Origin of the sequence: Caldicellulosiruptor changbaiensis (assembly GCF_003999255.1) — a bacterium.
Lineage (GTDB): Bacteria > Bacillota > Thermoanaerobacteria > Caldicellulosiruptorales > Caldicellulosiruptoraceae > Caldicellulosiruptor > Caldicellulosiruptor changbaiensis.
Map to the genome: position 1 here is coordinate 2,769,393 of NZ_CP034791.1, position 15,866 is coordinate 2,785,258.

Genomic DNA, 15,866 nt, shown 5'->3' on the forward strand with positions numbered 1-15,866 from the left:
AAGTTGACCTCCTCAAAAATAATTTAAGCTGAGAATCTTGTTGCAAGTCGCATGATTTCTTCTTCTGTTGCATCTTTTCGCTCCAAGATACCAGAAACTCTACCTTCACACATGACAAGGATTCTGTCAGACATTCCTAAAAGTTCTGGCATCTCAGAAGAAATCATGATAATGCTTTTTCCTTCTGTTGCAAGTTGATTTATGAGATTGTAAATTTCATACTTTGCACCAACGTCAATTCCCCTTGTTGGCTCATCTAAAAGAAGAATTTCTGGTTCTGTCAAAAGCCAGCGTGCAATTAATACTTTTTGTTGGTTTCCACCAGAGAGATTCTTTATCTGTGTTTTATATGAAGGTGTTTTTATTTTCAAAACCTTAATAAAGTTTTCGGTGTCCATCACTCTTCTCTTGTCATTCAAAAGTCTAAAATCATTTAGATATTTCCTGAGACTTGCCAATGTTGTATTTTCTAAGATGTTAAGTTCTGGAACAATTCCTGTGAGCTTTCTATCTTCTGTTAAAAGTGCAATCTTGTTTTTGATTGCATCCTGGGGGCTTTTTATAACAACTTCCTTTCCTTTTATGTATATCTTCCCTTCTTTAATGCTTCTTAGCCCAAATATAGCTTCAATCAGCTCTGTTCTCTGAGACCCAACAAGTCCGCCAATCCCTAAAATTTCGCCTTTTCTCAGTTCAAATGAAACATTCTTAAACGACTTTGGATGAACAGATGTCAAATTTTCAACCCTCAAAATAACCTCTGAGGGCTTGTTTGTCTTTTGTGGGAACCTGTCTGACATCTGGCGTCCAACCATGTTTGCAATCATCATATCAGGTGTGAGCTCTGATATATTCCACGAACCAACCACTTTACCATCTCGCATGATTGTCACTTCATCTGCTATCTCAAATATCTCTTCAAGCTTGTGAGAGATATATATGATTGAAACACCTTTTGATTTTAGGTCTTTTATTATCCTAAAAAGATGCTCAACCTCGTTTTCTGTCAAGGAAGATGTTGGCTCATCCATGACAATAACTTTTGAGTTGTAAGATACAGCCTTTGCAATCTCAATAAGCTGAATTTTAGAAACAGAAAGCTGGCCCACAATTGCCTTTGGGTCAACATCTATCTCAAGTCTTTGCAAAAGTGCTTTTGTGTCTTCGTACATCTTCTTGTGGTCAACAAACCTAAAAGGTCCTGCATTTATGTGAGGAAATCTGCCAAGCCAGATGTTCTCCATCACATTTCGCTGAGGAACTGGCTGAAGTTCTTGGTGGATCATTGAAATCCCAAGCTTTATAGCGTCAATCGGACTTTGAATGTGAACATGCTGATCATCTAATATGATCTCACCACTGTCAGGCTTGTAAATTCCAAATAGGCACTTCATCAATGTGGACTTCCCCGCACCATTTTCGCCCAAAAGCGCATGAACAGTCCCTTTTTTTATCTTTACTGTAACATTGTCAAGTGCTTTAACACCTGGAAATTCCTTTGTAATGCCATTCATCTCTAAGATATACTCTGTCTTTGCCATAGCAATTGCACCTCTTGAAAGATTTTTCCACAAAAAGCAATTCAAAATTACCGCCACCTTGCCATCTTCTAAATAGGCCCTTTGACAAGGTGGCGGCTTTAGTTTCTATGCTTTACTGTTCATTTACGTATTTTTTCATCTCTTCTAAGTTATCTTTTGTAACCTTCTGATATGGTACCCAGATGTACTTTCCATCTGTGATGTCAAACCCAACATTTTCTTTTGTTGGTTTTTCACCTTTTGCAAGTACATATGCCAAGTTAAATGTAGCTTTGCCTTGCGCCTTTGCGTCATTCAAAACTGTACCCAAGAGTGTACCTTCTTCAAGTGCCTGAAGTCCTGGAGTTGTTGCGTCAACACCAACAACAGGAATATACTTTCCATTCTTGAAATACCCTGCTGCTTTGAGAGCTTCAATCGCACCAAGTGCCATGTCGTCATTGTTGCAGAAGACTGCTTCAATCTTGTCACCAAATGATGCTAAAAACGCCTGCATCTTTTCCTGCCCTTTTACCCTGTCCCACATAGCAGTGTCTTGAGCGAGGCATTTTACCTTGATTCCAGCTGCTTCAACTGCCTTGATTGAATACTCTGTCCTCAAGATTGCATCCTGATGACCAGGCTCACCGGTAATCATAACATATTCCATAATGCCATTATGGTTTTTGTCAGCTTCTGGATGAGACTTCCAATATTCCGCCATAATCTCACCCTGAAGTGTACCAGACTGTTCTGCCTTTGCACCTACGTAATATACTTTGTCCCATTTTTTCATATCCTCTGGAAGCGGCTCTCTGTTGAAGAACACAACTGGAATATTTGCTTGCTTTGCCTTGTCAATTAAAACACCTGCTGCTGTTCTGTCAACAGGATTGATTGCTAAAGCATCAACCTTTTTTGTAATAAATAGGTCAATCTTGTCATTTTGAGTTGACTGAGAGTTTTGGCTGTCAACAAAGTCAAGCTTTGCTTTGCCCTGTCCCTCTTTTGCTATTGCATTTCTGACACCTGTCATGAATGTGTCGTCAAACTTGTAGATCGCAACACCAATATAGGGCTTTTTCTCTTCTGATGTTGTACCAGATGAGCTTTCACCGCTGCTGCTACTCTTTTTCCCACATCCAGTTAAAACAAGAGAAATTGCTAATACCAAAGATACTACAGCTATCCAGAATTTCTTTTTGTTAAACATTTACCAAAACCTCCCTATAATATTTAATTTTGATTATGAGATTTTGATTTCACCAATAAATTTAAACTAAAATCTATAATATTTCACTGTGCTTTTTTGTTCATTTTTTATTCATATGTACAAATAATTTCTAAGCTGTACTGCAATTTTTTGTGCTCAATTTTTTACTATTTATTGTTGTTTAATTCTTAAAACATAGATGATAAAATAGTTTGTAAAGGAGAGTGTAAAAAAATGACCTTTGCAAAAAAGTCCATATTCAGATACTTGCTTTTGACAGCTGCAGCTGCGCTTGCTTTGATTTTGTTGTGGCTTTCTATAAGTGATATTTTGCTTCTTAAGAGAATCAGCAATATAAATAATTTTTCACAGAATAATTATACAAGTTGTGCAGTTATACTGCCTAAAAATGAAATGTATTGGAAAGAATTTTTAGAGGAATTTGACCAATTCGCTCAATCACAGAAGGTGCTAACAGAGACCATCTTCTATGCAACAGAATCTGAGGAAGCGTTTGGACTAAAGCTTGCTCTTTTTTCTAAGTTTGACTTTGTAATTATCTGTGACCTTTTTAACTCACCTGAAATCAAGAGACTTATAGATGATCTTCAAAATCAAGGGATAAAAATAATTTCTATTTTAAATAGAAATCTAAAAGATTATTTTGACATTACAATTGGATTTGACTATCTTCAAAAAGGAAAGATTGTTGCTCAGAATATAAAAAAGCTTGCTGAACAAAAGGGAATTTATGACGTAAGAATTGCGCTTATAACAAACACAATAAACCAGAAAGTTGCAGACAATTTTGAAGCAGAAGGAATAAAAAGTTACCTAAAGCAATATGGAGTCCAGTTTTCAATAGATTCATTTGTGATAGAATACGGGAATGCAAAATCTGAAAAGCTTCTTCACAGAATAATAACAAACCCCAAATACAACTGCTATTACACAACAGAAGAACTTGAAACCTTTGCTTTTATAGACAGTCTTGTTAAAAACCCAAAAGACACAAGCTTTCTCTTTATTGGCACAGGCGATGATTCAAGACTTCTAAGATACAGAGATGAAGGGCTTATAGATTGCCTTATCATGCCAAACTATGATGAGCTTGCGATAAGGTCTGTTTTGACAATAAAGGATTTCGAAAAGATTCATTTTAAAAAGCAGTTTATACCAACTTCAATAATAGTTAAATAGGCTGGTGAGTAAAACTATGCTTTTTTCACCATTTAAAACTTATAGAGCAAAGCTAATGTTTTTTATTGTAACGTTTATCCTCACAACAGTGGCTATAAACCTTCTTATTCAGCTGAACGTAAATTTTCTTCATAACTACTTTGATAAAACATACCATAACATTGAGAGTATAAATACAATTACAACCAACTTCAATACAATTAGCAAAAGCATACAAACCTACGTAATCTCTGGTGATTCAGATTCAATATTAAATGTATATGATAGTCTAAACTCAATCGCCCATGAACTAAACCAAATAACATGCCAGAACGAAGATGAGGTTGTATTCAAAAGAAGTATTGCCAATATCTATACAACAATAAGTAGCAACATTGACATGGTAATACTTTTTAAAAAGCAAGGAAAGGACTATACACAAAAGCTCTCTGATACTATTGAAAGCTTAGAGTACGCAAATTATTTTTTGCAAAAGCTCACACAAAGCAAGATAAACTACAGTGTTGAGTACTACAATAGCCTAAAAGACTCTATAAGAAAGATTACAAACACAAACTATGTTGTTATAATTTTGTGGTTTATATCCTCAATCTTTATAAGCCTTGTGTTCACAAAAGAGCTGACAGATCCAATCTCAAGGCTTGCCAAATTCTCAAACAGGGTTGCAAATGGTGAGCTAAACTTTACCATACCTAAGGTTGAACCAACTGATGAGCTTGGAATCTTGAACAACTCATTTTCTGACATGCTTGAAAATATAAAAGATATGCTAAAAAAGCTTGAAGACAAGGCTGAGCTTGAAAAAGAGCTTGCACAAAAAGAAATTGAAACAGTAAGATACCAGCAAGCCCTGCAAGAAGCAGAATTAAAAACTCTTCAGGCTCAGATAAACCCTCATTTTTTGTTCAACACATTAAATACCATTACTCAAATTGCCATGTTTGAAAACGCTCAAAAGACATATGATATGCTAATTAAAACTTCAAACTACCTAAGATACTGTGTGCAGAATATAAATAAGCTTGTGACAATTGGTGATGAGATTGAAAATGTAAAAAACTATCTTTTTATTCACAATATAAGATTTGGAAACAAAATAAGCTTAGAAGTGGATGTTGAAAAAGATGTGGAAAGTGCAAAGATTCCAAGCATGATATTCCAGCCAATTGTTGAAAATTCTATTGTCCATGGGTTTGCTAAAAAAAGTGAAGGTTTGATTAAGATTGTTGCAAAGAAGGAAAATCAAAGCTATATAAAGATTCACATAATAGACAATGGAAGCGGGATTGAACCATATGTTTTAGAAGAGCTTACCAAAAAGTCTTATGTATCCAAGACATCAACAGGCATTGGACTTGAAAATATCACAAAAAGGCTTGAATTTTTCTTTGCTATTAAAAACCCCATAAGTATTGACTCTCAGCTAAATATTGGAACTACTGTAACAATTCTCATTCCTTATGTAAAATAGCTTAACAGTAATTAAAATGAAAGGGCGATGATTTTGATATGATGAAGATCTTAATATGTGATGATGAGGCGATTGTTATTGAGTCGATCAAATATATATTGCAAAAGAATTTTTCAAACATTGAGATAGAGACAGCATCAAGTGGAGATGAAGCTTTGCAAAAGCTAATACTTCAGAGCTTTCACCTTGTCTTTATAGACATTCAAATGCCTGATATGAGTGGCATTGAGGTAATGGAGGAATATAGAAAGATAAAAAAAGAATTTTTGCCACTTTTTGTGATAATATCTGCACATGACAGATTTGAATATGCAAGAAAATCTGTTGAACTCGGAGCATATTCTTATATTCTAAAACCTTATTCAATTGCTGATATTGTGGATGTGACAAGAAAAGCATTTGATGAAATAGACAAGATTCTTTCAAAGCAGTTAGAAGAGATAGAGAGAAAAAAGAAGATAAAAGCTATGCAAAGCATAATTGAAAACGGGTTTGCTTTTTTGCTGCTCAATGGCAAGCTTTTTTCGGATTTCAGTATAAAACAGCTTGAACAAATCCTCGATGTTCAAAGTCTTAAAAGTGGATTTGTTGCAATTGTTAAAATATCCCAACAGAATGCGATAAACAGTATTGATTTGTTGAATGATATAAAAAACGAACTAAAATCAGCATTTTCACACAGATGCGTTATCTCGTTTTTATCTGCAAACTCTCTCCTATGCATTTTTACCTCAGAAGACCCAGACTATAAAAATGCTCTAAAAGACAGAATACTCAAAATTGCTAAGGCTAAGGTAGATAGCGATATAGAAGTTGGAATTAGCAGTCTTTCCAACCTATATGAAGACTTTGAAGACGCATTTTATGAAAGCTACAGCAATCTAATCAGCGAAAGTAATAATGAGATAACAGACCTTTATTTAGACTTAGAGCTTCTTGAAAAGAAAATCTTGAATGTACTTTTAAAAACTTCAGGTTTTTCTCAGGTTCAAGACCAGATTTCCGAGCTTATTAAAAAATATATTGAGGCTTATGGCTCAAATCAAGCAAAATACAAAGTCATTTTGTTTGTAATCCAGCTCTTGATTGAGGCCAATATCAAGGAAAACCCAAAGCTCATGTTAGCAGTCGAGAGGTTTATAAAAGAGATAACCGCACAAGATGCACAAAAAGATATTGTCCAAAAATCTCTTGATGTCATTGCCGCAATTGTAAGTGAAACTTCTTTGCAAAAAAGGTCGCTTAGCTCTAACAGCATAATCTCCCAGGCAGTTGAGTATATAAATAAGAATTTTACCAAAAATATCTCCTTAGAGGAGATGAGCAAATTTTTAAATGTGAGCCCATATTATTTTAGCAAGATATTTAAAAAGTCGATGGGAATAAACTTTAAAGAATATCTCATAAAGCTAAAAATTGAGCATGCTCAAAAGCTTCTTAAAGAGACAAATATGCCAATAAAAGAGATAGCATATGAGGTAGGATTTGATGACCCAAACTATTTTATAAAAGCGTTTAAAAAGTACACAGGCACAACTCCTGCAACTTTGAGATCTTCCCAAAAATAAATAAAAGTGAGGCAAAAGAAAAATGAAAATTCTTTCGAGAGACAAAAGGTTGATTTTTGTCATATTAATAGTTTTACTGATTGTAGTATCAATCGGGGTTATTTGGGTTTTAGCAAGGCATGTATATTCTTATAAATCTAAAAAGCAGCAAAGACCGCCCATCAAAATTGGGTTTGCTATGAGTACTCTAAAAGAAGAGAGATGGTTTTTTGATAGAAAATATCTAATAGATGCTGCAAAGAAGAAGGGATTTGAAGTTGAGTGGACAAACGCAAACGAAAATGATTCAACTCAATTTCAGCAGGTAAAATACCTTCTCGCAAAAGGGATAGATGTGCTTATAATTGTACCAAGCAGCTTTGATGGAGCGAAAAAGGCAATTGAGCTTGCAAAACAAAAAAACATTCCTGTAATTTGTTATGACAGAATTGCTATGAATGCTGATATTGACGCATACGTGAGCTTTGACAACATAGAGGTAGGTAGAATAATGGCAAAACATCTTTTAAAAAAGGTACCTCAAGGAAATTACGTATTCATTTTGGGAAATCCTAAGGACTACAACACTGCTTTGATTCGACAGGGGTATAAAAAGGTATTAGACCCTTACATCCAAAAAGGGAAAATCCACATCCTTCTTGAGGATTACTGCTATAAGTGGAAAAAAGAATATGCCTATGAGTACATTGCAAAGCTTCTTCAAGCTGGTAATAAAATTGATGGTATCTTGGCCGAAAATGACTCTCTTGCTGAGGGAGCTATTTCTGCACTTGCTGAGAAAAAATTAGCTGGCAAAGTTCCAGTTGTTGGGCAGGATGCAGAACTTCCTGCTTGTAAAAGGGTAGTCAGCGGTCTTCAGTCCATGACAGTTTACAAACCTGTCAAAAAGCTTGCTGATTTGACCGTAAAGATTGTGGAGCAGCTGGTCAAAAATGGTACTTTACTTTATACTAAAACCTATTTTAATAATGGCTATAAAATGGTCCCTGCTTATTATATTAAGCCAATTGAAGTTACTCGAGAAAATATAATTGCAACTATTGTAAAAGATAAATATCATAGTTATGAGGAAATATTTAAATAAAATCTTTTTGCATTAACGTATATCGAGGGGATAGCAAATGCATAAAAAACTTTTTATAGGAACATCTGGTTGGTCATACTCTCATTGGAAGGAAATTTTTTATCCTGCCACCCTGCCTTATGAAAAAAGATTGGAGTTTTACTCAAAACACTTTGCGACTTCCGAAGTGAACTCATCCTTTTACCACCTGCCACAGGAAAAAACTATAATAAACTGGTATGACTGTACTCCAGAAGGTTTTATATTCTCCATTAAGGCTCCACGGTCCATAACACATTTAAAGAGGCTCTCTGCAGTAGATGAAGAATGGGAAAAGTTTAAAAATAGGATAGACCTGCTTAAAGAAAAACTTGGCCCTATCCTTTTACAATTTCCTCCAAGCTTTAAGAAAGACGAAGAAAATTTGCAAAAATTAATAAACTTTTTAAGAGGTGTTAATGATAAAATAAAATCATCAGAAATGACACTAAAAATTCCCCACCTGCCACTTAAAAAGAAGCCTTCTGTAGTGTAGAATGGAAAGTATGGAAAAACTACAGAAGGAGAAGATAACAAGAAAATGTTGGGGGTTGCAATGCATACAACAATCTACACACTTTTCAAACGGGGATACAACAAAAGTCAAATAGCAAGATTGTTAGACGTGGATAGAAAAACTGTTAGAAAAGTAATCCATGACATTGAACAGAAGGGAGAAGTCGAGAGGAAATCAAAAGGTTCTGTATTAGATAATTACAGGGAGTTTATTGAGGCAAAGGTTAATAAAGGACACTCAGCAAAGAAGATACATCAAGACTTGCAAGCGGAATTTGATTTTGAAGGAAGCTATTCTAATGTAAGAAGATATGTCCAAAAGTTAAAACAAAAGATAGCAAATTCAAAGGTGTACATGGTTTTAACAACACTGCCTGCAGAAGAAGCACAAGTTGATTTTGGATATATAGGTAAGATAAAAGTTGATGGAAAATTCAAAAAAGCATGGGTATTTACAATGGTTTTAAGCTATTCAAGATATATGTATGCAGAGATAGTATTCGACCAAACAGTTGAAACATTTATCCAGTGTCATAAGAACGCATTCAAGTATTTTGGAGGAGTAGTAGAAGTTGTGAAGATAGACAACTTAAAAGCAGGTGTATTGAGCGTTGATTTTTATGAGGCGCAAATACAAAAAGATTATGCAAGTTTTGCGAGCCACTATGGATTTTTACCTCAGCCATGCAGGGTGTATACACCGACTGATAAAGGCAAAGTAGAATCAGCAATTAAGTATGTTAAGCAAAACTGTTTTTCTGGAGAAGAATTTAAAGATATTGATGAGGCGAGGGAACATTTAAAAAACTGGCTTGATAATGTAGCAAATGTGAGAGTACATGGCACAACCAAGAAAGTTCCCAAAGAAGTTTTCATCTCAGAAGAGAAGGAAAAGTTAATAGCTCTTCCTATTGAGGAATATTACATATCAAGAAGTTCAATTCACAAAGTAGCTACTAACTGTCATCTCATATACAAAGGGAACTACTATTCAGTGCCATATGAGTATGCAGGACGTGAAGTAGAAGTAGTTGAGATAGGCAGTTTTTTGAGGGTGTTCTTTGAAGGTAAAGAAATAGCCCTTCATCAGATTGTCAAAAACAATGAGAAGGGCAAATACGTAACCAACAAAGAACACTATCCCTCGTCTAAGAATATAACAATTGAGGATATAATGTCAAGACAGAGGGATAAAATGGCAGAGATTGGTAATTGGGCGTTGGAGTTTTTTGAGGAATTTATTAAACGGGAAGGATTTAAAAAATATGATTACAGGAGCATAAGTGGGATAATAGCACTAAAAGAAAGATATGGAGCTGAGACAGTAGACAATGCGTGTAAGAGGGCTTTAAAATTTGGAGGGCTAAGCTACAAAGTTGTCAAGAACATATGTGAAAAAGGGATAAGCGATTTACCTGAGTATGAAGACGAGAGCTATGTTAATGAGGAAAGAACAGAGCTTTACAGGGATATCAGGGAATATAACAAATTGCTTGAGATAGGGGAATTGCAAATATGAATGATCTTTTGTTGGGGAAGCTAAAGGATTTGAAATTATCCGGGATAATAAAAAGTTTTGATTTAAGAGTAGAAGAAGCTATTAAGAATAATTTTTCGTATCAAGAGTTTTTTGAGATATTGATAAATGATGAAGTGAGTAACAGGAGAATAAACAGTAATCAAAAGAGGATAAGCAAAGCGAGGTTTCCATGGCACAAGACATTAGAAGAATATAATTTTAATTATCAGCCTTCAATAAATAAGAGGTTTATATACAATTTGGCGACCTGTGAATTTGTCCGCAAGAAAGAGAATGTGGCCTTCATAGGACCGCCAGGGACAGGGAAGACACATCTTGCAATAGCGATAGGACTTAAAGCTGTAGCACTTGGATATAGAGTTTTGTTTACCACAGCAAATGAGATGTTAGAAGAGTTGTATATTTCAAGAGCGGATAATTCGTATCAACAAAAGCTAAAAAACTATGTTAATGTGGATTTGTTAATAATAGATGAGCTGGGCTTAAGGAAATTTAATCAAAGCAGTGTAGATGATTTTTATGAGATAATATCAAAGAGATATGAGAGAGGATCGATAATAATAACCACAAACAAAGTATTTGAAGAGTGGCCGAGGATATTTTATGATCCAGTTTTAGCGACAGCGATTTTAGATAGATTTGTACATCACTGTCATTTTGTGGTTATCAAAGGTGAAAGTTATAGGATGAAGCAAAGGGAGGGTGCTATCAAAGCTTTAACAGATGATTCCAAGAATGAGTCAAATTAGTTAAATAATGATAATTAAATTTTTTTTAAAACAGGTGGGGAAAAAATATTATCAAAAGTGGGGAAAAGGTATTGACAATAACAAAGAGGAAAAGAAAAGTACAGATTTGCTTTGGAATTCAGGCATAAAAGCTGGTGTGATGAAGAAGTTTATGAGATTTTGAAAATTTTGAATGCAGCTTGGACAATAGCAGATTCATCACGCTATCCCAAGGCAAAAGTTGTAACAGCAGATTTTTGTTACATTAGAATGCACGGCCCACAGAGTCTTTACAGTTCAAGTTATTCAGACCAGCAGCTGAAAGAATTGGCAGATGAAATAAGAGAATATGCAAAAGTTTGCAATGAAATCTACGTATATTTTAACAACGATGTAAATTGCTGTGCAGTGAAGAATGCCAAGACTTTGATGGAGTTTACCTCAAATATACTTTGATTCCCAAAATTAAAGGTGGGCTTTCAACACCCACCCACTTTAAATTTATTTTTCCAGAACAATAGTTGATATAGACCTTGCTGGGGAGTTTCCACAGAATATTTTATCTTCAATGACCATATTAAACTCTATTTCCTCTGGGTTTTTATTTAGCACAACTACCGCCAAAGTATCATCCCCATTCTTTGCTGCCAAAACCTCAAGTCTTGAACTACTGCAGCTGCTTTTGACTATTTTAGCTCCCGGTTTTATGAATTTAGAAAAATGCCCTATATAATAATACGCATTTTGGTAGTAAATCTTTTTCTGGTCTTTATCAACAATTATCGGTGCATCGCAAAAGTTTCCAACATGATTGGGGCCTCCAACTGTGTCAAGAACAATATTCCAATCCATAAATCCAATCGTGTAGCTGCTAAAATCGCCAATTATCTCATGAGCATACCTTTCACCAAGCTCCCAGGAACCAAGCTTTACTCCACCTTCCTGACAACCTTCGGTAAACACCAAATTCACATCTGGAAACTTTTCTTTTATTTTTTTGAGCTGGTCAAAATGGTCTCCTCCATACCAGTGAAATGCAACTCCCCATACATACTTAGCAGCTTCTTTGTCACTTAAAATTGTTTTTACTCTCTCATATATGATATCTTTGTTGTGGTCCCATATAAGTATTTTTATATGGGAAAGCCCTTCTTCTTTAAGAGTTGGTCCTAAGTAATCCTTCACAAAATCTCTTTCCTCTTCAGCGGTGTATATGCACGACTCCCACACTTGAGTTGCCATTGGCTCATTTTGAACTGTCACAGCCCATATCTCAATTCCTTCTTCTTTATATGCTTTTATGAATTTGCAGAAAAACCTTGCCCATGTTTTTTTATACTCATCCTTTAGCTTTCCACCATGGCACATATCAGCGTTTGTCTTCATCCATGCAGGCGGACTCCATGGTGAAACGAGGATTTTGAGATCTGGACAATATTCCTTTATTCTTTTTAAAAGAGGAATTACCATCTTTTTGTCTCTTTCAATGTTAAAATGTTTTAGATCGGTATCACCTTCAACATCATCACAGCTGTAGCTGCCTGTACAAAAATCACAGCTGTTCATGTGGATTCTACAGAGTTTGTAGCCAAGCCCCTTTTCAGGGTCAAAGTACCCTCTTAAAATCTCTTCTTGCTGGTGTGGCAAAAGTGACATTATATTTACCGCGGCAGCTTCAGTGAGTGCTCCACCAAAGCCTATTACCTCTTGAAATGTAGTGGATGGCTCAATTGTTATAACAGTTTTCTCTTTTATTTTCTCACATTCTTTTATATTATCTACCTGCTGCATTGGAATGTCCTGATATTTCGCTGTTATGTAACATGCAATTGTTTTGTGCATTTTTTAACTTTTCTCCTTTTGCTTTTCAAATATTTTTATATTTATTTTATCTGACTGCAATATTATATGTAAATACTCTAAATTTTAGGGAAGGTTTCTATTTTGGAGAATGGTAAATCTAAAGTAAGAATACACACAAAAAACGACCATTAAGCCTTATACACAAGCTCTCCCCTAGCATATACCTCTTTTACATTTAAATTCTCATCCATCAATACAAAATCTGCCCTAAAGCCTTCCTTTATCGCAGCGCACTCAAGTGAAAAAAGTTTTGATGGATTGTAAGTTGCTGCCATGAGAGCATCTTCTAATCTAATTCCGATTTTAACCAGGTTCTTTATTGCCTTATCCATTGTCAATGTGCTACCAGCAATGGTGTTATCTGATAATTTACAAATTCCATTTTCAACTATTACTCTTAGGCTTCCTAAACTGTATTCACCATCACAAAGGTCTGTTGCAGCAATAGAATCACTGATTAGTATAATGTTCTCTGCACCTTTTAGTTTGTATGTAAGTTTAATAATCTCAGGTGATAGGTGAATAAGGTCGCAAATAAGCTCCACTTTAATATCGCTCAAAAGAGCATAAGTTGTAATAGAATTCTGTCTGTGATGTAGCTGTGGCATTGCGTTGAAAAAGTGAACAATATTTTTGGCACCAAGAAGGTGTGCTTTTGCTGCCTGTTCAAAACTGCTATTTGTGTGACCAAGCGAAATGTTAATACCTTTCTCTGCTGCTTTTGAAAAAAACTCAATGGGATTTTCAAGTAGCTCTGGAGCAAGCGCAATGTCAATAATTTTTTCTTCACAGTTAGAAATCAATTCTTCTAACTTCTCAGCTGTTGGCCTTTGCAAAAATCTCTCATCATGTGCACCTTTCTTTGCAGGGTTTATAAATGGCCCCTCTAAGAATATTCCGGGGATGTTTAGCTTGAAGTTTGGGTCTTTCTTTGCCTCTTTGATAGCTTTTGCAAGTTTATATATGTTTTCAAACGGAGCTGATACAATTGTTGGCAGAACAGTTGTAACACCATGTTTAAAATAGTAGTTTTGGATTGTTTTTAAATCATCTGCTGTAGTATCAAAAAAATCAACTCCACCAATACCATGTGTGTGTTTGTCAACAAATCCAGGTGATAAAATAAAATCTCTTCTGTCTATAATTTCATCTTTTCCAGTATCAATTCCTTTTTGCGTTCCCAGAATTATTCCATCTTCTACAACCAAGACATTGTCTTTGATAAAAGAATATCCATTAAAAATTTTTTTGACCAAAATGTATTTTCTCATGATTGAAAACACCTCAAAATATTGTTTTGTTTTCTTTTTTACAAACTTAATTCGATTTTTTAAATCATATGTCAAAGTATTTTTAGTACTGAGAATGATTATTTCGTTATAGGTGATATATTCTTATTATTTCATTTATTATATCTTTGTTTATATATGCACCGCTATTGCTTTGATATTCATCTATTAACTCTTTCAATTCTTTTTTGCTAATTATTCCCTTCTCAAAAGCAGCACATAAAATACCCAACGTGCCAGTCGAGTTTATTCCATACTTTTTACAGATTTTTCGTACTGGTTTATCATTTGAAACACAAATAATTTTTTCTTGGAGTGCTATTGAAATTACGAGTCTATCATAAACTGAAAAAGCTTTGAACTTTTTTAGCTCCTGAAAAAACCTATATCCCTCTTCTGTTTCAAGATTTGCAATATCATATCCCAAATCCTTGAGTTTTTAACCTTCTCTCTCATCCATCATCCACTTCTTTGCGTTCTCTCTTGCTTCTTCAACACTAATCCCAAGAAGTTCTGCCACCTTGTTAATTCCTATATGTTCCTTCATAAAAAGCATCCTTACTATCTTCTCATGTGCAGTATTTTTTTTGAAGTAAGGCATTGGATCAGGTTCTTTTTTAGTGTAACCTTTCATGTTCAAGTATTTCAGCCATTTTTGATATTCTTTATCACTGATATATTCATAGTCGTTTAAAACATGCAAAAGAGCTTTTAAACTTACTCGCAAATCTTTTTTGATGTATATGAGATCATTCCATGATAACTGACTTTTGAGTAAGACAGAATACTTAGCAAGACTTTTCCGCGGAATCAAAAAATATCCTGCAAATTTGTCAGCAATTTTTTCGTAAATATTCCTGCGAGTAGACTGTAGAATAACTTGTCTGTATTGGTTTCTGTCAAATAAAATGTGAGCATACTCATGAACAATACTAAATATCTTTCTCTCTTCTGGAATGTTCTCGTCATCGTTAATAACTATAAAACAACCCTTTTGGTCATGCAAAGCAGATACTCCAAACATGTCTGGCATATCAAATTTTTCAAAAATTATTCTTATTCCCTTATTTTCAAAACACTCAATGATTTCCTCTCCTCTGCTTTCACCAATGTTTAACCATTCTCTTTCTTCTAGTGCTATCTGTTCTATTTTAAGTTTTATCTCCTTTGGTATCTGCTTTTCCTTAGAATCTATTTTGAGATTATACTGCTGTGGAAGATAGGAAATCTTTTCACCAGCAAGTTCATAAATCTCATACACCCTGTTTATCAAATCACAGACTTTGTTCTGAACTGTTGAGATAGATTCTTTATTTAAAACATGAGCCCTGAATAAAAAAGCCATTTCTTCATGTTTGTTTTCAAGAAAATAATCTAACGGCTTTCCAAAAAATTCAGCTATTTTGAAAAGCTTCTCGCTATCAATAATTACTTCACCTTCAAGGTATTTAGTCATAGTCTGCCTGGTAACTCCAATTAAATCTGCAAGTTGCTTTATCTTTACATTCTGTTTTTTCATCAAAGCGTGTATGTTATTCCCAATTACCTTTGCTAATGACATATTAACTCACTCTCATCAATTTTTTGTTATAAATATTTTACACTATTTAAACTATCTTTGCAATAAAAATGTTAATTTTATTTAACATTTTTATTATTGTTTCCATTGAAAGAAAAAATTTGCATATTGCTTAAATATGTAAACTGCATTATATGTTTGTATTCTCTCATATGAATTACCCGTATTTGATATGCATAAATCTTAAAGCATCCCATTCTTATCAAGTAGTTTTCCAATAAACACAATACTAATTGACATATTTAAATTTTTCTTGTATATTTGTGAACAAGGAAAT

The 15,866-nt window shown here is 34.4% G+C and carries 14 protein-coding genes; 8 read left to right on the top strand and 6 right to left on the bottom strand.

Features of this window, described 5'->3' with window-relative positions; translation table 11 throughout:
• Nucleotides 1-23: 23 nt before the first annotated feature.
• On the bottom strand, nucleotides 24-1,541 hold the full coding sequence (locus ELD05_RS13275; RefSeq protein ID WP_127352998.1) for a sugar ABC transporter ATP-binding protein: 1,518 nt from the start codon (nucleotides 1,539-1,541) through the stop codon (nucleotides 24-26).
• Between the two features lie 112 nt (nucleotides 1,542-1,653).
• Nucleotides 1,654-2,733 (bottom strand): galactose ABC transporter substrate-binding protein, encoded by a 1,080-nt coding sequence (locus tag ELD05_RS13280; protein WP_127352802.1) that lies wholly within the window; start codon nucleotides 2,731-2,733, stop codon nucleotides 1,654-1,656.
• Between the two features lie 234 nt (nucleotides 2,734-2,967).
• On the opposite strand from ELD05_RS13280, the gene ELD05_RS13285 reads away from it, so the two are divergent.
• The 8 genes from ELD05_RS13285 to ELD05_RS13320 all read left to right on the top strand — a co-directional run bounded on the left by ELD05_RS13285 (nucleotide 2,968) and on the right by ELD05_RS13320 (nucleotide 11,314).
• The gene (locus ELD05_RS13285; protein ID WP_127352803.1) at nucleotides 2,968-3,933 is read left to right on the top strand and encodes a substrate-binding domain-containing protein; all 966 of its coding nucleotides are present in this window, start codon (nucleotides 2,968-2,970) and stop codon (nucleotides 3,931-3,933) included.
• A gap of 55 nt (nucleotides 3,934-3,988) precedes the next feature.
• On the top strand, nucleotides 3,989-5,404 hold the full coding sequence (locus tag ELD05_RS13290; RefSeq protein WP_241243517.1) for a sensor histidine kinase: 1,416 nt from the start codon (nucleotides 3,989-3,991) through the stop codon (nucleotides 5,402-5,404).
• A 38-nt stretch (nucleotides 5,405-5,442) separates the two neighbouring features.
• Complete coding sequence (locus ELD05_RS13295; RefSeq protein WP_127352804.1) at nucleotides 5,443-6,972, top strand: response regulator transcription factor; 1,530 nt, start codon at nucleotides 5,443-5,445, stop codon at nucleotides 6,970-6,972.
• A gap of 22 nt (nucleotides 6,973-6,994) precedes the next feature.
• The gene (locus ELD05_RS13300; protein ID WP_127352805.1) at nucleotides 6,995-8,056 is read left to right on the top strand and encodes a sugar ABC transporter substrate-binding protein; all 1,062 of its coding nucleotides are present in this window, start codon (nucleotides 6,995-6,997) and stop codon (nucleotides 8,054-8,056) included.
• Nucleotides 8,057-8,093: 37 nt separating this feature from the next.
• Entirely contained in the window at nucleotides 8,094-8,570 is a 477-nt protein-coding gene (locus ELD05_RS13305; protein ID WP_241243518.1) for a DUF72 domain-containing protein, read from the top strand.
• Nucleotides 8,571-8,630: 60 nt separating this feature from the next.
• Nucleotides 8,631-10,109, top strand: coding sequence for an IS21 family transposase (istA, locus tag ELD05_RS13310; protein ID WP_127352923.1), 1,479 nt, complete (start codon nucleotides 8,631-8,633; stop codon nucleotides 10,107-10,109).
• Nucleotides 10,106-10,879: an IS21-like element ISCsa9 family helper ATPase IstB gene (gene istB, locus ELD05_RS13315; RefSeq protein WP_127351519.1), complete on the top strand. Its 774-nt coding sequence runs from the start codon at nucleotides 10,106-10,108 to the stop codon at nucleotides 10,877-10,879. Before istA ends, istB begins: the two co-directional genes overlap by 4 nt.
• Nucleotides 10,880-10,990: 111 nt before the next feature.
• Nucleotides 10,991-11,314 (top strand): DUF72 domain-containing protein, encoded by a 324-nt coding sequence (locus tag ELD05_RS13320; protein WP_241243519.1) that lies wholly within the window; start codon nucleotides 10,991-10,993, stop codon nucleotides 11,312-11,314.
• A 45-nt stretch (nucleotides 11,315-11,359) separates the two neighbouring features.
• Here ELD05_RS13320 and ELD05_RS13325 read toward each other — a convergent pair whose 3' ends face one another.
• The 4 genes from ELD05_RS13325 to ELD05_RS13340 form a co-directional block, all read right to left on the bottom strand.
• On the bottom strand, nucleotides 11,360-12,700 hold the full coding sequence (locus tag ELD05_RS13325; RefSeq protein ID WP_127352806.1) for a glycoside hydrolase family 30 protein: 1,341 nt from the start codon (nucleotides 12,698-12,700) through the stop codon (nucleotides 11,360-11,362).
• Nucleotides 12,701-12,849: 149 nt separating this feature from the next.
• Entirely contained in the window at nucleotides 12,850-13,992 is a 1,143-nt protein-coding gene (nagA, locus tag ELD05_RS13330) for an N-acetylglucosamine-6-phosphate deacetylase (protein ID WP_127352807.1), read from the bottom strand.
• A gap of 106 nt (nucleotides 13,993-14,098) precedes the next feature.
• Nucleotides 14,099-14,437 (bottom strand): DUF3368 domain-containing protein, encoded by a 339-nt coding sequence (locus ELD05_RS13335; RefSeq protein ID WP_127352808.1) that lies wholly within the window; start codon nucleotides 14,435-14,437, stop codon nucleotides 14,099-14,101.
• 12 nt (nucleotides 14,438-14,449) lie between these two features.
• Entirely contained in the window at nucleotides 14,450-15,571 is a 1,122-nt protein-coding gene (locus ELD05_RS13340; RefSeq protein ID WP_127352809.1) for a helix-turn-helix domain-containing protein, read from the bottom strand.
• Nucleotides 15,572-15,866 lie beyond the last annotated feature (295 nt).